The following is a 25,953-nucleotide window of genomic DNA, read 5'->3' as shown; positions in this document are numbered from 1 at the left end:
CAGCGCTCAATGACATCCCGCCCCCATTTCTCAACCGTCGACGAGTACATCGCCGCAGCCGATCCGAAGGCGCGGGAAATCCTCCAGACGATTCGAAAGATTGTCTCCGCTGCCGTGCCGGACGCAACCGAGTGCATCAGCTACCAAATGCCTGCGCTTCGCCACAAGAAAGTGTTCTTCTACTTCGCGGCGTTCAAGAAGCACATCGGGGTCTATCCGCCAGTTCAAGACCACGCCCTTGCTACGAATCTGGCGCGGTACCGCGGACCAAAGGGCAACCTCCAATTCCAGTTGGATGAGCCAATACCCTACGACTTGATCGCTCGCGTCGCGCAGTCGTTGGCGAGGCAGTATGCGGCCGCAGCGAAGTAGGACGCATGAGCAAGCGCGCCAAGCCGTATCTCCTTCACGCGTCGATCCGTCCGGACGCGGAGATTGATTACGAGTCCTACCCGTTCAGCATTCCCGCCGTGCGCGAGATCGCCAACATTGATTTCCATCCGAACGTGACTTTCTTCGTAGGGGAGAACGGTTCTGGCAAATCAACCGTCATGGAGGGCATCGCCGTCGCACTCGGCTTCGGGGCTGAGGGCGGAACCAAGAACGTGCGCTTCCAGTCGGCCGGTTCACTGTCGGCGCTTCATGACAGCCTGCGCCTTGCTCGTGGCGTACCCAAACCACGTGACGAATACTTTCTTCGAGCCGAAAGCTTCTTCAACGTCGCGAGCTACATGGATGAAACGGGTTATCTGGAGGGCTACGGCGGGAAGTCGCTGCACATCCAGTCGCACGGCGAGTCGTTCATGGCGGTGCTTCTGAACAAGTTGCGCGGCAATGGCCTCTACCTTCTCGATGAGCCCGAGGCGGCCCTGTCTCCGAGCCGGCAGCTTGCGGCACTCAGCGCGATCCACCAGCTTGTGGAAGATCACTCGCAGTTCGTCATTGCAACCCACTCGCCCATACTGCTGTCGTATCCCAACGCGAAGATCATTCTGTTCGACAGATCCGGTGTCAGCGAGGTCGCTTTCGAAGATACTGAACACTTCGCTGTCACCCGAGACTTCTTGAACAATTATCCGAGGCGCCTGGAGCAGCTACTTCGAGATGACACAGACACGTGACCCTTTCGTGGAAAGAAAACCCGCTTTCCGCTACGCCATCGCGCTTCTTGCCGGCGCATTCATCGTGGGATTCGCACCCTGGCTCGTCGCCGGCTTGGGTTGAGTTGCGCCCATGTCACCTGATGTTCCCAGCCCAATCGACCTGCGCGTGATGGCGGATGCGCTCGCGTGGGAAGCTTCGGCCATGGAGAAGCGCCCTTGGCGTTCCGAGTTCTTTGACACGATCGCCACGGCGTTGAAGGACTGTGCCGGGACGCGGCTTGGTCCGACGGCCTCGGCACGTTCGGGGCCGTTGTGACAAATCAAGCGATTCACGAGTTGCGCCACAAGCGCTATGCCCAGGAGTTGCACGCGCGGGTGCGAACCCTTCTGAGCCCCGATGGGCCTTACCTCGTATGCGATCATTTCGCCGGAGATGGCGGCATGGGCAACAACGCGCTGTACATGACGGTCGAGGAGCAGGCGCAAGCATTGCGCGCGGGCGGTTTTGACGAGGTATCCGAGCTCCTGCGCAAAGGCGGTATGGTTCTCTTCCACGCGACCTGACAAGCAGTTCAACATCCGCATTGGAGGTTCCCTTGCACTTCGACCCAAGCGAAACCTACGTTCGCCTCACCGCTGGCGGCTCCGCGGAGTTGATCGCGGACGGTGAGGGCTTCTGGTCCATGCCGGAGCCCCAACTTAACGACCTGAGTGCAGACTGGCTCATCACCGAGTTCGAGTGCGCTTCGGACTGGTCGAACTGGGAGATGCATCCAGAGGCCGAGGAGTTTGTCTATCTGCTGTCGGGCGCCGCGGTGCTGTTGCTGGAGCAGCCGACAGGAGTCGAAGAAGTGCCGCTTTTGGGACGCGCCGCGGTCGTGGTGCCCAAAGGTATCTGGCACACTGCCAAGGTCAGCCAGCCAAGTCGCATGCTGTTCGTCACGATGGGGCGTGGCACTCAGCACCGTGCTGCAGTCTAAGGGAGACAACTGTGAGCGATGGATGGAGCCACGGTGAGAAGAAGTTGGCGCGCCGTGTCTTTGAGGAGGCGCTGGGGGCGGAGCTGTCGGAGGTCATGGCGGAATTTCGAGCACGCGCTGCATCGATCGCTGAGCCGGACGACATGTGGCAGCTTGAGGACTACTTGCGCGAGAAGCGCATTGGCATCGAACGGAAATACGACTATCGATACTCGCAGCTGATCTGGGTCTTCGGTAACTTGTTGCGGGAGGGCCGGATCCAGGAGGCACAGTTGACAGGCCTTTCGGAGGAGAAGTTGGACTCTATCCGGCGCATTGCCACATTTTGATGAACGGCTTGGACCCACGCTACCCCGCGTCAGCCTGCCGGCTGTTCGTCGTGGTGCTACTCTGCTGGAGCAGCGTCGCATGTTCCACTGGGAGTCTCCACCTGCGTGAAACCTTGCTTACCAGGGCATCGGTGATCGAGTTTCTGAACCGATTCGAGGAGGTTGCCGAGAAGGAGAACTTCGAACTCATTCAAGACATGGTCCACGACGACGCGTTTTTTCGCTTCAACGACGGAGACTTTGTCGGGAAGCAGGCCGTGCGAGGTGCCTTCGAGAAGACCTGGAAAAGCGGAGGCGGCGCCATGAAGGAGCGCTTCTACCTGACCGATGTCAAGGTGCTATCCGTTGACGCAAGTGGCGCAACGGCCACGTATACGTACAACTGGCAAGGTTCAATGGACGGTCGATCCTTCAAGATCCAGGGCAGAGGCACGCGCGTACTTGTCGTCGAGGGCGGCCGGCTGCAGATCATCCATGAACACCTCAGCCGGCTTCCAAAGCCATGATGCGATGAATCTCCATCTCACCGGCCTTTCAGCAGTGGTTACCGGCGGCTCCTCGGGCATTGGTGCCGCCATCGTTCGTGTATTGGCCGAAGAGGGTTGCGACGTAGCCTTCTGTGCGCGAAACCAGGCTCCCATTGACAGCCTACTTGCCTCCGTTGCCGCCCTCCCCGGCAAAGTGACCGCGCGGGCGCTTGATGTCACCGACGGCACTGCGTTTGCAATTTGGCTCAGTAGCCTGAATGCGTTCGATATATTTATCCCGAACGTCAGCGCACTTTCAAGTAACTGGCAGTGTGCGGTGGAGACGGACATACAAGCCGCGGTCAATACCACCGAAGCCGCGATTCCATTCCTGGCCAGGTCGCGAAACGCTGCCATCACATACATCGGGTCGAAGGCGAGCTCGCTGGCCGCGCCACAATCGGCTGCCTATGGCGCGGCAAAGGCCGCAATGGCTCACTACATGAAGTCCTTGGCCTCGCGGCTCCTGCCCACTGTGCGCGTGAACACCGTGTCTCCAGGAGACACGCTTGCAGAACGAGGGTTTTGGGACAAAGTACGGCAGCAAGAGCCTGATGCCTTCGCCAAGGTCGTCGAGCGAAACCCGATGGGGCGTTTGGCCACGCCGGACGAGATCGCACGCGTGGTGGCCTTCATCTCCAGCCCGGCCGCGAGCTTCGTGGCAGGGGCGAATTGGTATGTTGATGGGGGTTCGATCAAGCATGTGCAGGCATAAGGAGCACTCTCCGACGATCCGCTCCGTGCGCGTCGACGATGGCCTCGTGCGCCTGACCCAGCTCATTCATGCGGCTTACGCACCGCAGGCCGCAAAGGGCCTGCACTATTGGGGCACGCACCAATCCGTGGATGACACGCGCAAGCGGCTCGCATCCGGTCATAGCCTGGTTGCAGAGACCGAAGGAGAGATTGTCGGAACCATCACGGTTCGGCCGCCGCAGCCGGATTCGCCGGTTGCGCTCTATCGCGACGCCGGCACCTGGACCATTTGCCAGTTCGCGGTCGATCCGGTGTCCAAGGGCACTGGGTTGGGCAAGGCGCTTCATGAAGCCGCGGTGGCCCACGCCCTGCTCAATGGTGCCTTGGCAGTGGCGCTAGACACGGCCGCACCTGCCGTGGGTCTTATCGCGATGTACCGGGCATGGGGGTACGAGACAGTGGGCGAAGTTGACTGGCGCCCGCACACCAACTACCTTAGCGTTGTGATGCACAAGTCCCTCAGCAACGCAGAAGGCGGTAGGCCGTGATTGACATGGAGGCTCAACCGGCGCGAACGGAGATGCTCGACGTGCAGATGCCGATGCGCCTGAAGTTCGCGGACGTATTGCACGACCGCCCCAGGCCGTCCGGCATCGATGTGCTTTGCAAACTCCAACACTTCTCGATCATCACGTACGCATTCAATCCAGCTCGTTTTCATGGAGTGATGCCGCCGCGTTTCAGGTTGGACACCGTGCAAATCGACGGTGTCGAAAAGGCCTTGATCTCTGTCGTGCCCTTCGTGGATGTCGACTTCACCTCGGCGGTCTATCCGTTTCCGAAGTTCCGGATGGGACAGACGAACTATCGCATCTACATCGTCGACAGCGTGACGAATGAGAAGTGCGTCTGGTTCTTGGGGACCACGCTGGATTCCTGGACCGTTGCCGTCCCCCGCCACGTCTGGAATCTCCCTTGGTACTCGGGCAGGGTCCGTTTTGCTTGCGAAGTCGACAGCGAGAACCGCTATGTCAAGTACGCCATGGAGACGCAGGCCCGCTGGGCTCCAGCGCGAGTCGAGTTCACGTGCGAAAAGCACATGGAGCTATGTCTGCCGGGGTTTCCGGACGTGGAGTCGGGACTGGTTTACCTGACCCACCCGCTCCGCGGCTACTATCACCGGATAGACGGGCGCCTGGGTACTTACCGCGTTTGGCATGGTCAGCTGCGAGTCAACCCCGGGAAGCTCGTGAGTGCCGATTTCGGTCTTCTGGAACGGCTTGGACTCGTGACGTTGCAAGAGCAGCAGCACCCGCACAGCATCCTCGTAGAGCCGATGAATGAATTCACGATCTATCTTCCACCGCAATTGGTGCCTTGAGTCCGCAGGCTTGACTTCGTGAAAGCCATCATTTTCACCCTGATACTCGCAACGCTTGCGTTGACCCAGGCATGTGGGCATCGACATCCGTCCACCGCCGACCTCTCGACGATTGCGGACGGGAAGTCTTGGCGGGTCACCCACACCGATGCGCAAACCACTGAAGTTGACGGCAAGCGCGCCGTGCGGTTGGTCGCGGAGGGCGATTCGGCCAACGGCATCGTCGGTTTGGCCTTGCCGCGTGCGTTGAGCTTTTCGACGGGAACGATCGAGATCGACTTGAAGGGGCGAAACCTCAGGCAGCGAAGCTTCCTGGGCGTGGCTTTCAACGTGATCGACGAGAAGACCTTCGAGGCCGTCTACTTTCGCCCGTTCAACTTTCAGGCGGCGGAGCCCATACGCAACCGCTCGGTGCAATACATCGCGTGGCCAGTCAACACGTGGGAGCACCTCCGAAGGACAGCACCCGGCCAGTTCGAAAACGCGGTGAAGCCGGTGCCCGATCCCGACGGCTGGTTCCATGCCCGGATCGAGGTGACGGACAGCCACGTGCGGGTCTTCGTGAATGATGCGAAAGAGCCGAGCCTCGTCACCCGCCGGCTTTCGGCCGGCGGCGTTCAACGCCCCGTCGGGCTCTTCGTCGATTCAGGGGATGGGCACTATTCGAACCTGACGGTGATGCCCTTAAAGTCACCGGCGCCATGACCTCAGACGCGAACTGTGTCATCCAAGCCCAGTTGGACGCCTACAACGCCAAAGACATCGAGGCGCTGCTTGCGACATACGCGCCGGACGCGCAGCACTTCACGCTCCATGGCGAGCTGTTGGCGCAGGGCCACGAGCAACTCCGGCCGCGCTTTCTGGCACGCTTCTCTGAGCCGGACCTGCATGCCAAGCTCTTGTCGCGGGTGGTCGTCGGCAACGTCGTCACCGATGCCGAGCTGATCACCCGCAACTTTCCCGAAGGCCTCGGCACGCTGGAGATGCTGTGCATTTATGAAGTTGCCGATGGGCGCATCCAGCGTGCATCATTCGCGCTCGGCGAGAAAAAACTCTTTGTAGCCCCGTGACCCATCGAACAGCCTCCTGTAGTTGCGGCCAGCTGGTCGCAACGGTTTCCGGTGATCCCATCCGGGTCTCAGTGTGCCATTGCCTGGCGTGCCAGCGCCGCACGGGCAGCGTCTTCGGCGCGCAGGCACGCTTTGACCGCCGGAACGTCACGACAGAAGGCAAGTCGACCGCTTACGTGCGGGTCGGCGATTCGGGCGGCACGGCCACCTTTCACTTCTGCCCGACGTGCGGCGCCACGGTTTACTACGTGCTCGAGGGACACGACGACATGATCGCCATCCCGGTGGGCGCATTCGCCGATCCCGCGTTTCCGCCGCCGGTGCGGTCGGTCTACGAGGAGCGCATGCATGCGTGGGTGGGATTGCCGGCTGACATCGAGCACATGGAATGACCTCCCGCGCCATGAACGAATCCAAACTGCTCGTGGAGCGCGACGGCGGCGTCTTGACGCTGGTGCTGAACCGCCCAGGCAAACTCAATGCGATCGACAACGACCTGGCGGCCGCGTTGCTGGACGCGCTCGATGCAGCGGCGATGGACTCATCGGTGCGGGCCATCCGCCTGCGAGGCAACGGGCGCGCGTTCTGCGCGGGCCGTGATGTCAGCGAAGCGCCCACCGACAAGGATCTGGAACTGGTGCAGGCCGTCGCCATGTCGATCGTGCGCAACCCCAAGCCCGTCGTCGCCGCCGTGCACGGCTGGACGGTCGGCGCAGGCCTTGAGTGGATGATGAACGCCGACATCGTCTACGCCGCCGACAACGCCCGCTTCAAGCTGCCGGAGGCGTCCATCGGCGTCTTCGTCACCGGCGGGCTGGTCGCGACGCTTCCGGCCGCAGTGGGCTTGTCGCGCGCCAAGGGTTTGATGCTGCTCGGCGAGGAGTTCTCTGGCGCCCAGGCTGCGGACTGGGGCCTGGTCTACCGGGTTTGCCCCGCGGAGGATCTCGACGCGGCTTCCCTGGACGCGTGCCATCGCCTGGCGGCACTCAAGCCCAAGGTGGCCTCCGAATTCAAGCGGGTGTTGAATCTCTTCGGCCTGGAAGGGTTCGCCCGCGCTGTTGACGAAGAATCCAAAGTCCAGCGCGCCTTGGGCCGTGACGACGAGGAGCACGTGCCATGAGCGGTATGCAGAAGTCGGCACCCGCGGCCAACCCTGCGGCCTACATCGCTTCGCTCGGCGGCTGGCAACGCCGCTATGCGCACGCGTTGCGGTCCGCCGTCAGCGGTGCCGCGTGGCTCGACGAGCACGTCAAGTGGGGCCACCTGGTGTACTTTTCCAACGGGCCGGTGCTGCTGATCCGGGCGGAGGAGACGCGGCTGCTCTTCGGCTTCTGGCGCGGGCAGCGACTGCGGGGCATCGAGCCGCGCCTCAAGCCCGGCGGCAAGTACGAGATGGCGACACTCGAATTGGTCGAGGCAACGCCGCTGGAGCGCGCTACCGTCGTCGACCTGGTCAAAGAGGCCGTGGCATTGAACGCCTCATTGGGCGACCCCACGCGCCTGAGTTAAGGCGTCTGCCGCGCCGCGAGCAGCGCCTCGGCGTTCCGCAGATCCTGCACGGTGTCAATGTCTGTGACGATGCCCGGATCATCATCTTCGTCCAGGCGGCCGGCGGCGTTGATCGCTTCCTGCGAGCGCAGAACGGCAGCCGCCCCTTGCGGGCCCTTCAGCATCAGCAGCGCCTCGCGGCATGACGCAGCAAAGCCTACGGGGTGCCCACGCTGGCCGCGGTAGTGCGGAATCACCGCGCCGTAGTGCGACAGCGCGGCGGCGACGGCTTGCAGCGTCCTGGGTTGGATGAGGGGAAGATCCCCGGGCAAGATGAGCCAGCCTGAGGCATCGGACGTGGCTTTGACGCCCGCGGCGATGGAGTCCCCCATGCCGTCGTGCCCCGCATCTTCGAGGTGCCAGGCGAGGCCGCTGGCGCGGACGGCGTCCAGGGTTCGTTCGAGGACGGGTTTGCCGCCGAGCAGTGCGCGGAGCTTGGAGCCGGTGCCGCCGGAGGCGATGAAGCGGGCGCCTTGGCCGGAGGCCAGGACGAGGATGGTGGGTTGGCTCACGGTAGTGCCCTCACCCCTGCCCTCTCCCAGAGGGAGAGGGAGGAAGAAGTTATGAGACGGAGCAGCCGGCGACGGGCTGGGCCGTCGGCGCTATGGCGTTCTTGCACTCGATGATCTGCGCGACGATGGACACGGCGATTTCGGCCGGGGTCTTGGCGCCGATGCGCAGGCCCACGGGGCCGTGCAGACGCGACAGCTCCGCTTCGGTCAACTCGAAATGCTCGGCCAGCCGCGTCTTGCGCGTGGCCTGGTTGCGGGACGAGCCGAGCGCGCCCACGTAAAACGCGTCAGACCTCAGCGCTTCCAGCAGTGCCATGTCGTCGAGCTTCGGGTCGTGCGTCAGCGCGACGATGGCTGTGTGCGCGTCGGCATGCATCTCGCGCACCACGTCGTCGGGCATGCCGGGCACGTGCGTCGCTCCGGTCATCACCAGCATGCCCGCGTACTCTTCACGCGGATCGCAGACGAGCACTTCGAAGTCGAGCATCGCAGCCATCTGCGCGACGGCCTGCGAGAGCTGCCCCGCGCCGATCAGCAGCAGCCGCCACTTCGGGCCAAACAGCGTGGTGAGCTTCAGCCCGTCGAACTCCATGCGTTCCTCGCGCGATGCAGCCGACAGCGCGACCTCTCCGGTCGCCAGGGTAAGGGTGCGGGCAACGAGCTCGTGCGCCGCGGTGCGTGACAGCAATTCTTCAATCCAGTGCGCGTCTTGCAGCGGCTCCTGCACCATGCGCAGCGTGCCGCCGCAGGGCAGCCCGAAGCGCGCCGCTTCTTCCTTGCTGACGCCATAGGCGATCATGGACGGCATGCCGTGGCGCTCACCGGCTTTCACTCGCGCGATGAGGTCGTCTTCGACACAGCCGCCCGACACCGAGCCGCTCACCGCGCCGTCGTCGCGCACGGCCAGCAACGCGCCCGGCGGACGCGGCGCGCTGCCCCAGGTTTCGACGACGGTGACGAGCGTCACCGCGTGGCCGGCACGGTGCCAGTCGAGGGCATCGCCCAGCACGCGAAGGTCGAGACTTTCCATAAGCTCATTTTCCCCCGTTTCGGGCGGCCTTGCATTCGCAAATTGATACAAAGCGGCTCCGGGCCGTGTGACTTACCCCAACTTGAACGGCAGTTCGCGCGGCGTGCTGCCAGTCAGCTTGGCGACAGCGTTGGCAAACGCCGGCGCCAGCGCGGGCAGGCCCGGCTCGCCCATACCGGTGGGCGGTTCGGCGCTGGGCACGATGTACACCGTGATCTGCGGCATATCCGTGATGCGGGGCACCGGGAAATCGCCGAAGTTGCTCTGCTCGACCACACCGTCCTTGAGCGTGATCGCCGCGCCGGGCAGGCACATGGACAAGCCCATGAGCGCCGCGCCCTGCACCTGCGCCTCGACGCTGGTTGGGTTGACCGCCAGGTTGCAATGCACGCCCGCCGTCACGGCGTGCAGCTTGGGCACGCCCTTCTCCACCGACGCCTCGACGACGTACGCCACCACCGACTGGAACGACTCGTGCACCGCCACGCCCCAGGCGCGTCCGGGCGCCAAAGTACGCTTGCCGTAGCCGGACTTGTCGACGGCCAGCTGCAGCGCCGTCTTGTGGCGGGGATGCTTGTCGCCCATCAGCTTCATGCGGTAGGCGACGGGGTCTTGCCCCGTCGCACGGGCCACTTCGTCCAGCAAGGTTTCCATTGCGTAAGCGGTATGCGTGGAGCCGACGCTGCGCCACCACAGAACCGGCACGTTCACCTGCGGGTGGTGCGCCGTCAGGCGCATCGGCACGTCATACGGCTCCTTCATGCCCTCGACCATGGTGTTGTCGATGCCGTCCTTGACCATGAAGGCCTCGAAAGGCGAGCCCTTGACGATGGACTGGCCGACGATCGTGTGGTCCCAGGCGAGGATGTTGCCCTGCGCATCGAAGCCGATCTCGGCGCGATGCACGTGCATGGGCCGGTAGTAGCCGCCCTTGATGTCGTCCTCGCGGCTCCACAGCGTGCGCACCGGCGCCTGCAGCCCGGCAGTGCGCGCGGCCTTGGCGACCTGGCAGGCCTCGACCACGTAGTCGCTGGTAGGGATGGCGCGGCGGCCGAAGCCGCCACCGGCCATCTGCGTGTTGACCTTGATCGCTGTCGGCGGCACGCCCAGCACCTTGGACGCGGCCATGGTGTCCAGGCCCGGCATCTGCGTGCCCATCCACAGCTCGGCGCCCGTGCCGTTGAAGGCAACAGTGCAATTGAGCGGCTCCATGGGCGCGTGCGCGAGGAACGGAAAGACGTATTCGGCGCTGATCTTCTTGGGCGCGGACGCCAGCTTCGACATGTCGGCGTTGTATTTCACGGCGCCGGGCTTCTTCGACAGCTCGCGGTAGCTGGCCAGCAGCTTGGCGCTGTCGGCCTTCTCGACACCGGTCGTGTCCCATTCCAGCTTGAGCGCGTCGCGTCCCTGCTTGGCGGCCCAGTAGCCGTCGGCGATGACGGCGACGCCCTCGCCGCCGCGGTCCACCGGCACACGCACCACGGCTTTGACGCCCTTCACGGCTTTGGCCGCCGAGTCGTCCACCGACTTGAGTTTGGCGGCGAACACGGGCGGGCGCGCCACCACGGCGGTGAGCATGCCGGGCAGGCGCACGTCGATGCCGTAGCTCTGGCCGCCGCTGGACTTGGCGCGCGCATCCAGGCGGCCCGTGGGCTTGCCGATGATGCGGAACTGCTTCGGGTCCTTGAGGGTGACCTTCTCGGGCACGGGCAATTTCATCGCGGCATCGGCCAGTTCGCCGTAGCCGGCCTTCTTGCCGCCAGGGCCGATCACGCTGCCGTTCTCGGTGCGCAGCGTGGCCGCGTCGACACCCCACTGCGTGGCAGCGGCGGAGACCAGCATCGCCCGGGTGCGGGCGCCCAGCTCGCGGTACTGCGTGTACGAATTCTTGATGGAGTTCGAACCGCCCGTCAGGTGCAGGCCGAACGCCGGGTCCACATATGCGGGGTTGGCGTTGCCGTGCTCGCTGCGCACCTTGGACCAGTCGGCGTCCAGCTCCTCGGCCAGGATCATCGGCAAGCCGGTCTGCACGCCCTGGCCGAAGTCGAGGCGGTTGATGGTGACGATGACGGTGCCGTCGCGCTCGATGCGGACGAAGGCAGAAGGCTGCTCGGTCGCTTTCAGGCCGGCAGCGGGCGCAGTCCCTTGCGCGACTACCGCGAGGGGGAACGCGCCGAGCGCGAAGCCGGAAGCGGTGGCCACCTTCAGGAAGGTGCGGCGGGGCATCTCGCCCGTGGGCGCGTCGTCGCCTGCGTCGCCGCGGCGCTGCAGCATGTTGGGAAGCTCGAAAGTGGTGGTGTCGAAATGCATGTTCTTCCCCTTAGGCGAGCTGCGAAGCAGCTTCTTTGATCGCGCTGCGAACCCGCGCGTAGGTGCCGCAGCGGCAGATGTTGCCGGCCATGGCAGCGTCGATGTCGGCGTCGGAGGGCTTGCGGTTGGTCTTGAGCAGCGCGGTGGCGCTCATCACCTGGCCGCTCTGGCAGTAGCCGCATTGCACGACGTCGTGCTTGACCCAGGCATCCTGCACGGCCTTGCCGACACGGTCAGATGCCATGGCCTCGATGGTGGTGATCTTCTGGCCGGCGGCCGCGGAGATGGGCGTCACGCAACTGCGGATCGGCGAACCGTTCAGGTGGACGGTGCAGGCGCCGCAAAGCGCCGCGCCGCAGCCGAACTTGGTGCCCGTCATGCCCAGCGTGTCGCGCAGGGCCCAGAGGATGGGTGTGGAAGGATCGGCGTCGACCGACAGGTCCTTGCCGTTGACGTTGAGCGTGGCCATGTGAGCTCCCTGGAGATTTGTTGGGGGACGGGTGGGGAATTGCGGAATGTAGCGCTTCGATTCTTAGCTGGCGATGAGAGAATCCCCTCCCATGAGCACGACTTCTTCCCGCCTCGCCGAACTGCGCAAGAACTACGAGCGCGCCGAACTGAGCGAGGATGCCTCTTTCGGTGACCCGCTGCAGCAATTCGACAAATGGTTGACTGAAGCGATCAGCGCCGAGGTGCCGGAGCCCAACGCCATGACGCTGGCCACCGTTGCGGGAGACCTGCGCCCCAGCACCCGGGTGGTGCTGATCAAGGGCTACGACGACCGCGGCATCGTCTGGTACACCAACTACGACAGCCGCAAGGGCCAGGAACTGGCGGGCAACCCGTATGCCGCCCTGCAGTTCCATTGGGTGGAGCTGGAGCGGGTGGTGCGCATCGAAGGCCGGGTGGAGAAAACCAGCGCCGAAGAGAGCGACGCCTATTTCAATACCCGACCGCTCGATTCACGCATCGGCGCCTGGGCCAGCCCGCAAAGCCAGGTGATCGCCAGCCGCACGGTGCTGGTGGCCAACGCCGCCAAGTACGGCGCACAGTTCATGCTCAACCCGCCGCGCCCGCCGCATTGGGGCGGATACCGCCTGGTGCCGGACGAATGGCAGTTCTGGCAAGGCCGCAAGAGCCGGCTGCATGACCGGCTGCGGTACACGTTGCGCGAGGGTGCCTGGATTCGCGAACGCCTGGCGCCTTAAGCCCGGGATGACAACACCCACATCACCAGCGACAACGTCACCAGCCCCAACGCCGTCGACACCGCGATGCCGGCGGTGATCCGTTCCTCCGCCACCTTGTAGCGCTGCGAAAACAGGAACACATTCGCCCCCATCGGCAGCGCCGCGACCAGCACCATCACCGCGAGCGGTACGCCGGTGAGCCCCAGTGCCCATCCCACCGCCGCCACCAGCGCCGGAAGCACCAGATTCTTCACGGCCGTCAGCGCCAGGGCGCCCCGCCATTGCTCGCCCACCTTCGTGGCAGCCAGCGTCGCACCCACCAGCAGCAACGCCAACGGCCCGAATGCGTTGGCCATCAGTTGCAGCGGCTTGTCGATGACGGCGGGAATGACCCAGCCGGTCTGCGCGAACAGCAGCCCGGCGATGATCGGCAGGGGCACAGGATGGATCACCGCGTTGCGCAGGGCGAGGAGCGCGGTGTGCGCGATGTGCCGGCCGCTGTGCCGGCCGGCTGCGGCCTCTTCACGCAACAGCGCTATCTCCAGCACCACCGTGGCGATGGTCAGCATGACGAGCGAATGCACCGCGATCAGCGTGAACAGGACGACCAGCCCCGCGTCGCCATAGGCCAGGCCGACCAGCGGGATGCCGATCATCACGGTGTTGCTGAAGGTGTTGCCCAGCGCCAGGACCGCACCGTTGCGGTTGAACCCCTTCCATGCCAGCGTGGCACCGAAGATGACCGCCACCGCGATGAAGTAGCTGGCGATGGGCCGGAAGTCGAGCTGCTCGACCCGCACCGTGCTCATGGTGCGAAACAGCAAAGGCGGCGTCAGCACGACGAAGACCATGCCCGACAAGTCCTTCACGCCCGCCCCGCCGATCCAGCCCTTGCGGCCCGCGAGGAAGCCCAGGGCGATGAGGATGACGACCGGGATGAGGGCGGAGAGGACGGGGTTGTTCAAGTTCTACTTGGCGATTGGGGCCAGACGCGCTAGTCTAGCCGTGCACTCCTTAACCACTGTCATGCACCGGCTCAAGTTGATCCCTGTTGGCGAGAATCTCGCGGCCGAACTACCGCCGGACATCGTCGCTAGGCATGGCTTGAAGGCCGGCGACGACTTGGTCATGTACGCAACTGACGAAGGCTGGAAGATCGCGATTCCTGGCACGCCTCTCGATGAGCAGTTGCGCGCCGGGTTGCGGATCATGGCTGATCATCGCGAGGTGCTGAGCCAACTTGCGAAAAGCTAGCCGTCCGCTATCTTCCGGCGGTTCCCCCAACTCCGCAGGCCGGCGTGCCGGGTGGCTGTGCCGGGGCTCCGGAGATTATTCGCGCGCGTGACCAAGTTTCGCGCGCCAACCGCAGATGTTGCGCAAACCCGCGGGCGTGCCGCTCAGCATCTGCGCGATTCTCCGGTGACCCGGCACGGACGCCCGGCGCGCCACAAACCTGGTGGCGCGCCGCCATGGATTGCGGTTCAAGCCCGCAATGACGGGCCGGTTAGAAACTCGCCCGCAACCCCACCTTGAAACTGCGCCCCGGCAACGGCGACTTGCCCGGCGCGGTTTGCGTGAGGATGGACGTCGCGCTGTACGCGAGCTTGTCGGCGGCGTTGTCGACACGCGCGTACCAGAGCAGATTGTTGGGGCCGGCCGCCATCTTGTACGTCAGCGCCGCCGACCACAAGGTGTAGGCGTCGGTCGGCTGCTCGCCCGCAGGCACCCTGTCCTGACGCGCCGAATGATCGAACCCTAAACGCGCGCCCCAGTCGCCTTGCGTCCAGCCCAGCGTTGCGCCCGCGCGCACCGGCGCGATGCGCGGCAGCGGCTCGCCGGTGGTGGTGTTCGTCGCACGCACGACGTCGCCCCGCAACTCCAGGTCGAGTGCGGACGACGCGCTGTCGTGCAAGCGGATGCTGCCACCCGCTTCCAACCCGCGGAAGCGCGCGCGCACCTGTTGGTAGGCGAACACGGGCAAGTCATCTTCCACCGCGCCGGTCGCGGCCAACGCCAGGTAGTTGGAGAAATTGCTCTGGAAGGCATTGACCTTGAAGCTGTGATGCCCGCTCTTCCACTGCAGGCCCACATCGGCGTTGAGTGACTTCTCCTTGCCGAGGTCCGCGTTGCCGACTTCCCACGCACCTGTCGCCACGTGCGGCCCGTCGGCGAACAGCTCGTAGTCTTTCGGCGCCCGCTCGCTGTGGGCGAGGTTGGCGGTGAGATTCCACTGCGGCGTGAGCTTCCACAACGCGCCGAGCGCGTAGCTCGTCGGGTTGAAGTCGCGTCCGGCCGGGACGAAGCGCGGCACTATCGGATTACCTTCCGACTCGACTTTCACGCTCTCCGTACGAGCGCCGAAAGTGAGCTTGCCCCAAGAGGTAGCGAGCTCTTCGTACGCGAACAGCGCGGCTTGGCGCGTGCGGCTGTAGGGTGCGAACGCTTCTTCGCCATCGGCCGAGAAGCGCGTGTTCTCCACCTGGATGCCGATCACGCCGTCCAGCGCGCCGATCTTGGCGTGGCGCGCTTCCACGCGGAAGTCGTTGCCCCGGTTCTTGAACACCGTTCCCGTCTCGCCAGCGTCGAACTCCGTGTGCGTGTAGTCGGTGTGGCTCGCGTGCGCCTTGACTGACTTGAACCAGCCGCCCAGGTCACGCAACTCGCCTTCGATGGCGTAGCGATTGCTCTTCATGCCGATCGTGACTTCGTCTTCGGCCACCGTGCCGTAGTCGCTGCGATAGGTGCTGGCCGACGCGCCCACGTAGCCTTTGTCGAAGAACAGCGATCCGCCGACGGCGCCTCCGCGCACGTCGCTCGCCGAGTTGCAGATGCGCCGCGCGAACGATGTCTCGCCTTGCTTCGTGCACCCCAGCGAAACGGGCACGCGCACGTCCTGTGTGCTGCGGTCAAACACGTCGGCATGCAGGCCGTAGCGCGCGGTGCCGCCCTCGATCAGCACACCCGCGCCCTTCTCCCGGTTGCCGCTGGCCAGGCCCAGGTCGACCTTGCCGCTCACGCCCTGCATGGGTTCGGTGGGGATGCGGTTGTCGATCAGGTTGACGACGCCGCCGATGGCGTTGCCGCCGTAGAGCAGCGCGCCCGGGCCGCGCAGCACTTCGATGCGCTCGACGCTGATCGGGTCGGCCGTGACGGCGTGGTCGTAGCTGAGGCTGGACGCATCCAGCGCCGCGCCGCTGTTGCTCAGGATGCGGACACGGTCCCCATCCAGCCCGCGGATGACGGGCCGGCTGGCGTTGGGCCCGAAGTAGGTGCTGGAGACGCCGGGCGTGTTGTTGAGCGTTTCGCCCAGCGTGGATTGCGAGCGCAGCAGCAGGCCCTGCCCCGAGTACTGGGTGGCGGGCGCGACGAGTTCCGAGCCCAGCGGGTTGCCGGTGACGGTGACTTCCTTGAGCTGGACCTGGCTTTGCGCGGCGGTGTGGCTGCACAGGATGACGATGGCGGCGCCCAGGGCGCTGCGGGAGAAATTGGGATGCATGGATATCCGATTCGACTGACGGCCAAAGACTGGCGCGCGCCGCCCCTTCAAGGGACGGCACGCGGCGGGATGGGGAAGGTCAGCGAACGGAAGGCGGGCCGCGCGCGTCGAACAGCGCGGCCCAGCGGGCGAGGTATTCGCCCTGGTACCAGAGGATGAGGGCCGCGGGCGCGCACGCCGGCAGTTGCAGGGCGGGCATTTCAGGGACGGCGCCCTGCCCGAGCTGGTCGAACAACCGGCAGCCGGGATCGTCGTGCGACGAGAACAGGCGGGCCGTCCAGCTCTCGCCGGCGCCCGGCCCCTGGTCTTGTTGGAACTGGACGGATAGCGAAGCGGCATTCCGGCTGCCGTCCGCGTGGACGACGCGGTGCATCAAGCCCAGCGTCTGCGCTGCCACCAGCGCAAACAGCACGAGCCAGAGCCAACCGCGCCGAGCCGCCATGCGATTACTTGACGCCCACGGCTTCGGTGAGCCGGTAGTACAGGCCGTACGGATCGTCCGCCAGCACCGCGAACTTGCCTTCCACCGTCACCGGGTCCAGCGTGTAGCGCACGGGTGTCTTTGTCTTGACCTCGACCATGCTTTCCGGGCCGCCGGGCGTGCAGAAGCCGCACGACATCGGAACCGAGCTCAGCAGGAAGTGCGTCTGCTTCTCGCCCGGTTCCAGCGGCATCATGAACCCCTGGACGCGCTGCGTCTTCTGGTTCAACGCCAATTGGGCCTTGCCAAAATCGGGCAGCAGCTTGTTCTTTTCGGCACGCGTCTTGACGGCCGTCAGCACTTCCCATGACACGACATCTGCACGCGCCGGAAGAGGCGCGAACGGGCTGTTGGGGCTGTGCACGCCGGGGCCTGTGCCCATGGGCACAGGCGGGCTCAACTGCGCGCCGGCCGTGGCGGCGGCCAAAAGGGCCAACAAGACGACTGCTCTCTTCATGGCTTGCTCCCGAGCAACTCAGTGCTCATGCTTCATTCCGCAGTATTTTCCTATACCCAGGCCCTTGCAGGCGGCCAGCAGTTCTTTCTGGCACAGCTCGGGCTTCTTGCCCGATTCCAGGCACTTGGCCATCGCCTCATGCGCAACCGCCATCGCCCGATGGCGCTGTGCGTCCTTCTTGATGTCTTCCGGGCTTTCGGCCGCCCCTGCCAGCAGCGGCAATAAGGCCGCCAGCATCCACATCCGCTTCATGTATTACCTCGAATTGAGCAATTGGGCCACATCGACCCGCGACGCGCTCACGGCCGGGATCAGCGCGGCCAGCGTGGCCACGGCGACCGCGGCCACCGGGATCCACGCTTCGGCCGAGACCCAGATGCGCCCGCTGACCGGCAGCGACCGCTGCGCCTCCAACAAGTAGCCTACCAGGGCTGTCAAGCCATGGCCGAGCGCCAGGCCCAGAATCGACGCCAGCACGGCCAGCCACAGTGCCTCACACAGCAGCAAGGCCGCGACCTTGGCCGGCGTCGCGCCCAACATGCGCAACATCGCCAGATCGGCCCGGCGTTCGCGCACAGCATTCCAGAACGCGATGAAGACGCTCAAGGCGGCCGTGAACAGCAGCACGGCGCCCACGCCACGCAGTACTTCCGAGCCCACGCCCAGCATGCGAAGCAGGCGCGAAACCTCGATGGCCGGCGCGGCGGCCTGCATGTCGGTGCTGCCATTGACCCAGCGCGGGAACGTGACCGCCGCCAAAGGACTTTTGTAGGTGATCAGCGCGATGGTGACTTCACGCGCGGCCTCCAGCGCCTTGCGGTCGGCGTCGTCGATGGCCACCGCCTTCTCGTGGACCTGCCAGACCGTCTCGGTCGGCGTGATGATCAAACGGTCCACCACGCATCCGCACGGTGCCAGCACGCCCTTGACGCGAAAGAGGTTCTCGCCGTGATCGTGACCGCCGCCGCCCAGGCCATGGCTGCCGATGAAGGTGTCGCCCGTGACCATCCCGACGTCGCGAGCCACCTGCGCGCCCAGCGCCACCTCCATCGGCCGCTCCCAGGCCTGGCCCTGGGCGAATGCCATCTTGTAGTGCGCCAGGTAATCGGTCGTGGTGCCGACGATTCGAAAACCGCGGAAGCTGTCACCCAGGCTGAGCGGAATCAGCTTGTCGACCTGCGGCTGCTGGCGCAGCTTCTGCACGTCTTCCAGCGGAATGTTGCCCGGCGGCACGTCGATGTGGAAAACCCCGGCCAGGATCAGCTGCATCGGGCTGCCTTTGGCGCCCACCACCACGTCGATGCCCGCCAGATCGCGCTGGAAGGCGCGGTCGATCTGCTCGCTGGCCAGCAGCACGAACGTGATGGACGCGAGCCCCAGCGTGAGCAACAGCAGGTTGAGCACGGCCTGGAGCGGACGCGACCACAGGTAGCGGAAGGCGAGCGCGGCGGTCTTCATGACGGCGCGCCCTGCGCGTCCGCCACTGCGGCGCCGAGCTGGTAGACCGTCGCCGTGGGCATGGCCTCGTGCACTCGCCGGTCATGCGTCGCGATGACGAGCGTCGCGTTGCACCGGCGTGCGCAGTCCTCGAGCAGCTTCAAGCCTGTGCGCGCGCTCTCGTCGTCCAGGCTGGCCGTGGGCTCGTCGGCCAGGATGACCTTCGGCGCCATCAGGATGCTGCGGGCCAGCGCCACACGCTGCGCCTGGCCGCCCGACAGCTGCGACGGGCGCCGATTGGCGAGATCGCCGACGCCGAGCTGGTCAAGGGCGCGCGCCACGGCAGCTCCATCCTCGCGCACGCCGGCGGCGTAGAACGCCAGGGACAGGTTGCGCTCCACGGTGAGCGCGTCGCTCAGGTGCAGCTTCTGCGGAAGAAAGCCGATGCTGCGCGCCCGCCACGCGTCGCGCGCGGCGCGCGAGAGCTTCGACAGCGGCTGGCCGGCGATCACCACCTCACCGGCGGAAGGGGTCAGCAGCCCCGCGGCCAGCGCCAGCCAAGTCGACTTGCCCGCGCCGGAATTGCCGCGCAGCAGCATGGTGCCGCCTTGCGGCACGCCGACATCGTGGAACGACAAGACAGGCCCGGACGGATAGGCGTATCGCAGCGCGCGGGTCTCGATCACGGACGCTTCATTCTTTCACCAGCTCGGAAAAAGTCTTGCGGAACTTGGCGACCTTCGGCCCCGCCACCGCCACGCAATAGCCCTGGTTCGGGTTGCGCTCGAAGAAGTCCTGGTGATAGTCCTCGGCTGGCCAGTAGTTGGCAAGCGGCAGCACCTCGGTGACGATGGCGCGGTCGAACACCTTGTCCTGGCTCATCTGACGGATCAGCTCGTCGGCCACGTCCCTTTGTTCGGGTGTGGTGTAGTAGATGCCGCTGCGGTATTGCGTGCCGGTGTCGTTGCCTTGGCGGTTCAGCGTGGTGGCGTCGTGGATGATGAAGAAGATCTCCAGGATCTGCCGCGTGCTGATCTGGGCCGGATCGTACGTGAGCTTCACGACTTCGTTGTGGCCGGTGGTGCCGGTGCACACCTGTTCGTAGCTGGGGCGCTGGGCCTGGCCGTTGCTGTAGCCCGACTCCACGTCGGTGATGCCGCGCACGCGCACGTAGACTGCTTCGGTGCACCAGAAGCAGCCACCGCCGAGGACGATGGTTTGCGGGGATGAGGACATGCGCATTTCTCCAGGAAAAGCCGTCTGTCGCGGCGGCCGGCGCCAATCTTACGCGCGGGTGTGTGTTGGCGGCGCCGCTGCTCTTGAAATCCCGCATTCGGTTACTTCACGGCAACGCCGTGCATGGCGTTGCCGTGAGCGCGTGGCAGGCCACTGGTGGCTGGCCGATGTTGGGGCGGACCGCTGAAGCGTTGGCAAGCGACCGGTGGCGCGCCTCGATGGTTTGCGAAGCTGTGCGTGGGCGGGCTGTGGCGCGAATACAGCCCAGGCGCTTGCGGCGGGTGGCCTCGCGACCCAGCACGGCTTCAGCCGTGCGACCGTTTCATGCTCGCGAAAATTGTTTGAGTCGCAGCGTAGCGGAGGCGAGTTTTTTCGCGCGGGTCGCGGGGTCTCCCGGCGCAAGGAATTCGGCAGGAGCTTGCGAAGCAGGCGATGCCGAACGCCGTAGCCATCGCGCCGCAGCCCGCCCACGCACAGCTTCGCCGCGAGGTCTACGGGCCCAATGCAAACAAGGCGTCCCAGAACTTGCGCGAGGACAGACTAAGACCTTGAACGGGGCTTCTTCTTGCCGGACTGCAACGGCCCGACGCTCCGGCGCAGCAGTTTGAGAATGAGCAGCATCACCACCGCACCTGCCACCGCAAAGGCGAGGGAGCCGATGTGGAAAACCTTGTCGTTGACCACGCCCTTGTTCAACAGCGCGACGACGAAGTCACCGCCGATGAACGCCCCGAAAACGCCGACCAGCACGCTTTCGATGAGGCCGGTGCGGCCTTCGCTTTTCATCATCGTGGCCGCGAGCCAACCGATGGCGCCGCCGACGGCGCACCAGATAAATGAGTTGATGGGGGTTCTCCGGCAGAGGTCAACGGCCCCGGGACGGGGCGTCCCATCATGTTCCCTTTCCTGCGGCGCGCGCGCCCGAGTGGTGGTTTACTACAGATTTACCTGAAAAAACAGGGGCCTGGGTGCGACGACCGGGGCTGGACAGTTGACGTCCGCCGCCCCCAAAGCTACATTACTAACCAGTCAGTCATTAACTTTCCCATGTCACTTTCCAAGCTGATCGGCGCCCGCGGCGACGAGGGGCAATCCAAACGCGAACGGCGCAAGGAAGCGCGGCCCGGCGAACTGCTGGACGCCGCGCTCGACCTGTTCGTCGAAAAGGGCTTCGCCGCCACGCGCGCCGAGGAAGTGGCCGCGCGCGCCGGCGTGTCCAAGGGCACGCTGTTCCTGTACTTCCCCAGCAAGGAAGAGCTGTTCAAGGCCGTGGTGCGAGAGAACATCTCGGGTCGATTCCAGGAATGGAACCACGAATTCGAGACCTTCGAGGGCAGCAGCGCCGACATGGTGCGCTATTGCATGAAGGTCTGGTGGGAGCGCGTCGGCGCCACCCGGGCCTCCGGTATCACCAAGCTGATGATCAGCGAAGCCCGCAATTTCCCCGATCTCGCCGCGTTCTATCAGCGCGAAGTGATCCAGCCCGGCCAGGACCTGATCCGGCGGATTCTGCAGCGCGGCGTCGACAAAGGCGAGTTCCAGGTACTGGACATGGACTATGCGTTGTTCAGCATCACGGCGCCCATGGTGTTTCTCATCATGATGAAGCACTCGATGGGCGCCTGCATGCCGCAGGACTACCCGCTCGACCCGGAGCGCTATATCGCATCGCAGGCGGAAACGCTGCTGAACGGGTTCAGCACGCGTGCAGACAACGAGAACGACAAGAGACGGGGCAAGAAATGAGACTGACCAAGCGCCACTACAAGTGGCTCATCGCGGGGATCGTGTTGCTGCTGATCGCTTTCAGCGTCGTGCGCGCGCTGTCGGCGCGCAAGGCGCAGCAGGAGGCGGTGGCGCAGGCCAGCGTGGCCAAGGCGCAGACGGTCGTCGAACTCGCGGCCACCGACGTGGTGAAGGCGGAAGTGCGTGAACTGTCGCAGGGCCTGCCGATTTCCGGCTCGCTAAAGGCTGTCAACTCCGCGCTGGTCAAAGCCCGCGCCGCCGGCGAACTGCAGGGCCTGACGGTGCGCGAAGGCGATCTCGTGAAGGCCGGCCAGGTGATCGCGCGGGTCGAGGCCACCGAGCACACCGCCCGCGTCAAGCAGGCGCAGGAGCAGGCCGACTCGGCCAAGGCGCAGATCGACATCGCGCAGCGCCAGTGGGACAACAACAAGGCACTGGTGGACCAGGGCTTCATTTCCAAGACCGCGCTGGACACCTCGTGGAACAACTTCTCCGCGGCGCAGGCCAACCACAAGGCGGCGCTGGCGGCTGTGGACATGGCCCGCAAGACGCTGGACGACACCGTCCTGCGCGCGCCCATCACCGGCGTCGTGGCGCAACGCCTGGCGCAGCCCGGCGAGCGCGTCAGCATCGATGCGAAAGTGATTGAGATCGTCGACCTGAGCCGGCTGGAACTGGAAGCGACGCTCGGCGCCGGCGACTCGGTCGACGTGCGCGTCGGCCAGCAGGCCGCGCTGCAGATCGAAGGCAGCAACCGGCCCATCGTGGCGAAAGTCGCTCGCATCAACCCGAGCGCACAAGCCGGCAGCCGCGGTGTGCTGGCGTACCTCACCATCGCGGACTCGGCCGGCCTGCGGCAGGGCCTGTTCGCGCAAGGTACTTTGGCGACGGGGCAAACCTCATCGCTGGCGGTGCCGCTGGCCGCGGTGCGTACGGACAAGCCCGCGCCCTACGTGCAAGTGGTCGAGAACAACCAGGTCGCGCACAAGACGGTGGAGCCGGGCGTGCGTGGTGAAGCCGGCAATGAAGTGATGGTCGCGGTGAAGGGCCTCGCGCCGGGCGCCGTGGTGATCAAGGGGAGCGTGGGGCCGTTGCGTGAAGGCGCGGCCGTGCGCTTCACGCAGACGGCGGCGACCCCTGCCGCGGCCCCGGCGCCCGCGCGCGCGGCGTCCACCGCCAAGACCGCGCCGTAATCGCCATGTGGTTCACCCGCATTTCCCTGAAGAACCCGGTCTTCGCGACCATGATCATGCTCGCGATCGTGGTGCTAGGCCTGTTCTCGCTCCAGCGCCTGAAGGTCGACCAGTTCCCCAACATCGACTTCCCGGTGGTGGTGGTGCAGGCCGAATACCCCGGCGCGTCGCCTGAAATCGTCGAGAGCGAAGTCACCAAGAAGATCGAGGAAGGCGTCAACTCGATCGCCGGCATCAACGCCCTCACCTCGCGCAGCTACGAGAGCCAGTCGGTCGTCATCATCGAGTTCCAGCTGCACATCGACGGGCGCAAGGCCGCCGAGGACGTGCGCGAGAAAGTGGCGGCGATCCGCGCGAACTTCCGCACCGAGGTGAAGGAGCCGCGCGTGCTGCGGTTCGACCCTTCCGCGCGCGCCATCTGGTCGCTCGCCGTATTGCCGGATTCCGACAAAGGCAAGGCCATGGGCGCGGTGGAGCTCACCAACTGGGCCGACCAGGTGCTCAAGAAGCGGCTGGAGAACGTGCGCGGCGTCGGCTCGGTCTCGCTGGTGGGCGGCACCAAGCGCGAGATCAATGTGTACCTGAACCCGGTTGCGATGGAAGCGCTGGGCATCACCGCCGATCAGGTCGTCGCGGCCGTGCGCAACGAGAACCAGGACTTGCCGCTGGGCGCGATCCGCTCGCTGGCGCAGGAGCGCGTGGTGCAGATCGACGCACGCATGCAGCGCCCGGAAGATTTCGGCAAGATCATCGTGGCGCGGAAAGGATCAGGAGCCGCCGGTCAAGCCGGCGGGGGCTCGCCGGTACGCGTCGACCAGGTCGCGCGCATCTCTGACGGCGCGCAGGAAATCGACAGCCTGGCCCTCTACAACGGCGGCCGCACGCTGCTGCTCACCGTGCAGAAGTCGCAGGACGAGAACACCATCGAAGTGGTCGACGGCCTGAAGAAGACCGTGGCCGAGATGGCTACGCAGCTGCCGCCGGGCGTGCGGCTGGAGCCGATCATGGACGGCTCGCGGCCGATCCGCGTGTCGGTAGAGAACGTGCGCCGCACGCTCATCGAGGGCGCGCTGCTCACGGTGCTCATCGTCTTCCTGTTCCTGAACTCGTGGCGCTCGACGGTGATCACCGGGCTCACGCTGCCGATCTCGATCATCGGCACCTTCCTCTTCATGAACCTGTTCGGTTTCTCGATCAACATGATCACGCTGATGGCGCTGTCGCTGTGCGTGGGCCTGCTGATCGACGACGCGATCGTCGTGCGGGAGAACATCGTGCGCCATGTGCAGATGGGAAAAACCTCGTTCCAGGCTGCGCTGGACGGCACACAGGAGATCGGCCTGGCGGTGCTGGCCACGACCTTCTCCATCGTGGCGGTGTTCCTGCCGATCGGGTTCATGGGCGGCATCATCGGCAAGTTCTTCCACGAGTTCGGCGTCACCATCGTCGCCGCCGTGATGATCTCGATGTTCGTGAGCTTCACGCTGGATCCGATGCTGTCCTCGATCTGGCACGACCCGGCCATCGACTCGCATGGCAAGCCCAAGGACAACCCGAACTTCTACGACAAGACGATCGGCCGCGTGACGGGCTGGTTCGACAGCGCGACCGAATCGCTGGCGGAGGGTTACCAGACCATCCTGCGCTGGTCGCTGGGCCATAAGCTCGCCACCGTCATCGCCGCCGTCGCCATCTTCATCACCAGCATCTTCATGGTGCCGCTGCTGGGCACGGAGTTCGTGCCCAAGGCCGACTTCTCCGAGACCAGCCTCAACTTCTACACGCCGGTGGGCTCGTCTCTGGAAGCGACCGAGGCCAAGGCGCGGCAGGTCGAGTCCATCATCCGCGAATTCCCGGAGGTGAAGTACACGCTGTCCACCATCAACACCGGCAACGCGCAGGGCAAGATGTACGCATCGGTCTATGTGCGCCTGGTGGACCGCAAGCAGCGCAGCGTCAGCGTCGACCAGATGGCGGGCGTTTTGCGCGAGCGGCTGAAGCAGGTTCCCGGCATCACCGTCACACACGTGGGCTTGCTGGACGCGGTGGGCGGCAACAAGCAGGTCGAGTTCTCGCTGCAGGGGCCGGACCTGAAAGAGCTGGAGCGCCTCCAGATGCTGGTGGCGGAGAAGGTCCGCGGCATCCCCGGCCTGGTGGACCTGGATTCCAGCGTCAAACCCAACAAGCCGGTGGTGGGCATCGACGTGAAGCGCGACGCGGCGTCCGACCTGGGCCTGTCGGTGGCGCAGATCGGCAGCTCGCTGCGCACGCTGGTCGCCGGCCAGACGGTGGGCAACTGGCGCGCGCCCGACGACCAGACCTACGACGTGAACGTGCGCCTCGCGCCCGACGCGCGCAATGCGCCGCAAGACCTGGAGCGCCTGCCCTTCGCCATGGGCGCCAACGCCGACGGCAGCACGCGCGTCGTGCGCCTGAACCAGGTAGCGACGGTGAAGGAATCGACCGGCCCCAACCAGATCAACCGGCGCGACCTGACGCGCGAGGTGGCGATCAACGCCAACGTCTACAACCGGTCGGCGGGCGAAGTGTCGAACGACATCCGCGCCCAGCTCGACACCATCGCCTTCCCGCCCGGCTACCGCTACCAGTTCAGCGGCTCCACCAAGAACATGGCCGAGTCGTTCGGCTACGCGGTGTCTGCGCTGGTGATGGCGGTGATCTTCATCTACATGATCCTGGCCAGCCAGTTCAAGAGCTTCCTGCAGCCGCTGGCGCTGATGACATCCCTGCCCCTTACCTTGATCGGCGTGGTGCTGGCGCTGCTGATGTTCCGCTCGACGCTGTCGATGTTCTCCATCATCGGCATCGTGATGCTGATGGGGTTGGTCACCAAGAACGCCATCTTGCTGGTGGACTTCGCGATTCGCATGCGGGAAGAAGGCATGGACCGCACCGAGGCGCTGCTGCATGCGGCGCGCGTCCGGCTGCGCCCCATCCTGATGACGACCTTGGCCATGATCTTCGGCATGGTGCCGCTGGCTTTCGCCCTGACCGAAGGTTCGGAACAGCGTGCGCCCATGGGCCAGGCCGTGATCGGCGGGGTGATTACCTCGTCGCTGTTGACGCTGGTGGTGGTGCCGGTCGTCTATTGCTACCTGGACGACCTGGCTGCCTGGTTCTCCCGCAAGCGCAAATCCTCGGGTGGGGGTGGCAGCATCGCCGCGGTGCCGGCCTCTAAAATCGGCGATTTGCCCTGATTTCGCCCAAGGA

The 25,953-nt window shown here is 65.2% G+C and carries 32 protein-coding genes; 19 read left to right on the top strand and 13 right to left on the bottom strand.

All coding sequences use genetic code 11. The features are described from left to right. The first annotated feature begins 9 nt into the window (after window positions 1-9). The 14 genes from EEB15_RS15565 (at window position 10) to EEB15_RS15500 (ending at window position 7,595) form a co-directional block, all read left to right on the top strand. Window positions 10-372: an iron chaperone gene (locus EEB15_RS15565; protein WP_141510787.1), complete on the top strand. Its 363-nt coding sequence runs from the start codon at window positions 10-12 to the stop codon at window positions 370-372. A 5-nt stretch (window positions 373-377) separates the two neighbouring features. Next, window positions 378-1,121, top strand: coding sequence for an AAA family ATPase (locus tag EEB15_RS15560; RefSeq protein WP_141510786.1), 744 nt, complete (start codon window positions 378-380; stop codon window positions 1,119-1,121). Between the two features lie 423 nt (window positions 1,122-1,544). After that, on the top strand, window positions 1,545-1,667 hold the full coding sequence (locus EEB15_RS34470) for a hypothetical protein (RefSeq protein WP_255466334.1): 123 nt from the start codon (window positions 1,545-1,547) through the stop codon (window positions 1,665-1,667). Between the two features lie 32 nt (window positions 1,668-1,699). Continuing rightward, window positions 1,700-2,083 (top strand): cupin domain-containing protein, encoded by a 384-nt coding sequence (locus tag EEB15_RS15550; RefSeq protein ID WP_141510785.1) that lies wholly within the window; start codon window positions 1,700-1,702, stop codon window positions 2,081-2,083. An 11-nt stretch (window positions 2,084-2,094) separates the two neighbouring features. Further along, a complete protein-coding gene (locus EEB15_RS15545; protein ID WP_141510784.1) occupies window positions 2,095-2,412 on the top strand; it encodes a hypothetical protein in 318 nt (105 codons plus the stop codon). Beyond that, window positions 2,412-2,918: a DUF4440 domain-containing protein gene (locus tag EEB15_RS15540; RefSeq protein ID WP_141510783.1), complete on the top strand. Its 507-nt coding sequence runs from the start codon at window positions 2,412-2,414 to the stop codon at window positions 2,916-2,918. The genes EEB15_RS15545 and EEB15_RS15540 overlap by 1 nt, the downstream gene beginning before the upstream one ends. Next, the gene (locus EEB15_RS15535) at window positions 2,887-3,654 is read left to right on the top strand and encodes an SDR family NAD(P)-dependent oxidoreductase (protein ID WP_233259496.1); all 768 of its coding nucleotides are present in this window, start codon (window positions 2,887-2,889) and stop codon (window positions 3,652-3,654) included. The genes EEB15_RS15540 and EEB15_RS15535 overlap by 32 nt, the downstream gene beginning before the upstream one ends. Window positions 3,655-3,679: 25 nt before the next feature. Next, window positions 3,680-4,183: a GNAT family N-acetyltransferase gene (locus EEB15_RS15530; RefSeq protein WP_233259495.1), complete on the top strand. Its 504-nt coding sequence runs from the start codon at window positions 3,680-3,682 to the stop codon at window positions 4,181-4,183. A 5-nt stretch (window positions 4,184-4,188) separates the two neighbouring features. Next, window positions 4,189-5,016, top strand: a complete 828-nt coding sequence (locus EEB15_RS15525; RefSeq protein WP_233259505.1) for a DUF2071 domain-containing protein — start codon at window positions 4,189-4,191, stop codon at window positions 5,014-5,016. Window positions 5,017-5,034: 18 nt separating this feature from the next. Beyond that, window positions 5,035-5,721 carry a hypothetical protein gene (locus tag EEB15_RS15520; RefSeq protein ID WP_141510781.1) on the top strand — a complete coding sequence of 229 codons (687 nt, stop codon included), beginning with the start codon at window positions 5,035-5,037 and terminating at the stop codon, window positions 5,719-5,721. Next, on the top strand, window positions 5,718-6,086 hold the full coding sequence (locus EEB15_RS15515; RefSeq protein ID WP_141510780.1) for a nuclear transport factor 2 family protein: 369 nt from the start codon (window positions 5,718-5,720) through the stop codon (window positions 6,084-6,086). Before EEB15_RS15520 ends, EEB15_RS15515 begins: the two co-directional genes overlap by 4 nt. Beyond that, a complete protein-coding gene (locus EEB15_RS15510; RefSeq protein ID WP_141510779.1) occupies window positions 6,083-6,478 on the top strand; it encodes a GFA family protein in 396 nt (131 codons plus the stop codon). The genes EEB15_RS15515 and EEB15_RS15510 overlap by 4 nt, the downstream gene beginning before the upstream one ends. A gap of 11 nt (window positions 6,479-6,489) precedes the next feature. Then, window positions 6,490-7,206 (top strand): enoyl-CoA hydratase/isomerase family protein, encoded by a 717-nt coding sequence (locus EEB15_RS15505; RefSeq protein ID WP_141510778.1) that lies wholly within the window; start codon window positions 6,490-6,492, stop codon window positions 7,204-7,206. Beyond that, window positions 7,203-7,595, top strand: coding sequence for a DUF1801 domain-containing protein (locus EEB15_RS15500; RefSeq protein ID WP_233259494.1), 393 nt, complete (start codon window positions 7,203-7,205; stop codon window positions 7,593-7,595). Before EEB15_RS15505 ends, EEB15_RS15500 begins: the two co-directional genes overlap by 4 nt. On the opposite strand, the gene EEB15_RS15495 is transcribed toward EEB15_RS15500, so the two are convergent. The 4 genes from EEB15_RS15495 to EEB15_RS15480 form a co-directional block, all read right to left on the bottom strand. Beyond that, window positions 7,592-8,146, bottom strand: a complete 555-nt coding sequence (locus tag EEB15_RS15495; protein ID WP_141510777.1) for an NTP transferase domain-containing protein — start codon at window positions 8,144-8,146, stop codon at window positions 7,592-7,594. The two genes, EEB15_RS15500 and EEB15_RS15495, sit on opposite strands and share 4 nt — an antisense overlap. Before the next feature lie 49 nt (window positions 8,147-8,195). Continuing rightward, entirely contained in the window at window positions 8,196-9,176 is a 981-nt protein-coding gene (locus EEB15_RS15490) for an XdhC family protein (RefSeq protein WP_141510776.1), read from the bottom strand. A 72-nt stretch (window positions 9,177-9,248) separates the two neighbouring features. Continuing rightward, window positions 9,249-11,486: a xanthine dehydrogenase family protein molybdopterin-binding subunit gene (locus EEB15_RS15485; RefSeq protein WP_141510775.1), complete on the bottom strand. Its 2,238-nt coding sequence runs from the start codon at window positions 11,484-11,486 to the stop codon at window positions 9,249-9,251. Window positions 11,487-11,496: 10 nt separating this feature from the next. Next, on the bottom strand, window positions 11,497-11,955 hold the full coding sequence (locus tag EEB15_RS15480) for a (2Fe-2S)-binding protein (protein WP_141510774.1): 459 nt from the start codon (window positions 11,953-11,955) through the stop codon (window positions 11,497-11,499). Between the two features lie 91 nt (window positions 11,956-12,046). Between EEB15_RS15480 and pdxH the strand changes: the two genes are divergently transcribed. Continuing rightward, complete coding sequence (pdxH, locus tag EEB15_RS15475; RefSeq protein ID WP_141510773.1) at window positions 12,047-12,694, top strand: pyridoxamine 5'-phosphate oxidase; 648 nt, start codon at window positions 12,047-12,049, stop codon at window positions 12,692-12,694. On the opposite strand, the gene EEB15_RS15470 is transcribed toward pdxH, so the two are convergent. Beyond that, complete coding sequence (locus EEB15_RS15470; protein WP_141510772.1) at window positions 12,691-13,641, bottom strand: AEC family transporter; 951 nt, start codon at window positions 13,639-13,641, stop codon at window positions 12,691-12,693. The genes pdxH and EEB15_RS15470 overlap by 4 nt on opposite strands. 61 nt (window positions 13,642-13,702) lie before the next feature. Here EEB15_RS15470 and EEB15_RS15465 point away from each other — a divergent pair, with 61 nt between their 5' ends. Further along, on the top strand, window positions 13,703-13,930 hold the full coding sequence (locus EEB15_RS15465; RefSeq protein ID WP_141510771.1) for an AbrB/MazE/SpoVT family DNA-binding domain-containing protein: 228 nt from the start codon (window positions 13,703-13,705) through the stop codon (window positions 13,928-13,930). Between the two features lie 250 nt (window positions 13,931-14,180). Here EEB15_RS15465 and EEB15_RS15460 read toward each other — a convergent pair whose 3' ends face one another. The 8 genes from EEB15_RS15460 to EEB15_RS15425 form a co-directional block, all read right to left on the bottom strand. After that, window positions 14,181-16,172, bottom strand: a complete 1,992-nt coding sequence (locus tag EEB15_RS15460) for a TonB-dependent receptor (RefSeq protein WP_141510770.1) — start codon at window positions 16,170-16,172, stop codon at window positions 14,181-14,183. A 79-nt stretch (window positions 16,173-16,251) separates the two neighbouring features. Further along, window positions 16,252-16,614 (bottom strand): hypothetical protein, encoded by a 363-nt coding sequence (locus EEB15_RS15455; protein WP_141510769.1) that lies wholly within the window; start codon window positions 16,612-16,614, stop codon window positions 16,252-16,254. Between the two features lie 4 nt (window positions 16,615-16,618). Further along, on the bottom strand, window positions 16,619-17,110 hold the full coding sequence (locus tag EEB15_RS15450) for a DUF3299 domain-containing protein (RefSeq protein WP_141510768.1): 492 nt from the start codon (window positions 17,108-17,110) through the stop codon (window positions 16,619-16,621). 18 nt (window positions 17,111-17,128) lie between these two features. Then, on the bottom strand, window positions 17,129-17,362 hold the full coding sequence (locus tag EEB15_RS15445; RefSeq protein ID WP_141510767.1) for a hypothetical protein: 234 nt from the start codon (window positions 17,360-17,362) through the stop codon (window positions 17,129-17,131). 3 nt (window positions 17,363-17,365) lie between these two features. Next, a complete protein-coding gene (locus EEB15_RS15440) occupies window positions 17,366-18,568 on the bottom strand; it encodes an ABC transporter permease (RefSeq protein WP_141510766.1) in 1,203 nt (400 codons plus the stop codon). Beyond that, window positions 18,565-19,233 (bottom strand): ABC transporter ATP-binding protein, encoded by a 669-nt coding sequence (locus tag EEB15_RS15435; RefSeq protein ID WP_141510765.1) that lies wholly within the window; start codon window positions 19,231-19,233, stop codon window positions 18,565-18,567. The genes EEB15_RS15440 and EEB15_RS15435 overlap by 4 nt, the downstream gene beginning before the upstream one ends. A gap of 7 nt (window positions 19,234-19,240) precedes the next feature. Beyond that, window positions 19,241-19,783, bottom strand: a complete 543-nt coding sequence (gene msrA / locus EEB15_RS15430; RefSeq protein ID WP_141510764.1) for a peptide-methionine (S)-S-oxide reductase MsrA — start codon at window positions 19,781-19,783, stop codon at window positions 19,241-19,243. Window positions 19,784-20,323: 540 nt separating this feature from the next. Further along, window positions 20,324-20,572 carry a GlsB/YeaQ/YmgE family stress response membrane protein gene (locus tag EEB15_RS15425; protein WP_141510763.1) on the bottom strand — a complete coding sequence of 83 codons (249 nt, stop codon included), beginning with the start codon at window positions 20,570-20,572 and terminating at the stop codon, window positions 20,324-20,326. 258 nt (window positions 20,573-20,830) lie between these two features. On the opposite strand from EEB15_RS15425, the gene EEB15_RS15420 reads away from it, so the two are divergent. The 3 genes from EEB15_RS15420 to EEB15_RS15410 are packed head-to-tail and all read left to right on the top strand — an operon-like array spanning window position 20,831 to window position 25,940. Further along, window positions 20,831-21,529 (top strand): TetR/AcrR family transcriptional regulator, encoded by a 699-nt coding sequence (locus tag EEB15_RS15420; RefSeq protein ID WP_141510762.1) that lies wholly within the window; start codon window positions 20,831-20,833, stop codon window positions 21,527-21,529. Then, complete coding sequence (locus EEB15_RS15415; RefSeq protein WP_141510761.1) at window positions 21,526-22,722, top strand: efflux RND transporter periplasmic adaptor subunit; 1,197 nt, start codon at window positions 21,526-21,528, stop codon at window positions 22,720-22,722. Before EEB15_RS15420 ends, EEB15_RS15415 begins: the two co-directional genes overlap by 4 nt. 5 nt (window positions 22,723-22,727) lie before the next feature. After that, a complete protein-coding gene (locus EEB15_RS15410) occupies window positions 22,728-25,940 on the top strand; it encodes an efflux RND transporter permease subunit (RefSeq protein WP_141510760.1) in 3,213 nt (1,070 codons plus the stop codon). Window positions 25,941-25,953 lie beyond the last annotated feature (13 nt).

Source organism: Ramlibacter sp. WS9, assembly GCF_003797765.1.
Lineage (GTDB): Bacteria > Pseudomonadota > Gammaproteobacteria > Burkholderiales > Burkholderiaceae_C > Ramlibacter.
Note: the sequence above shows the minus strand (reverse complement) of the source record. Positions and strands in the feature narration are given on the sequence as shown.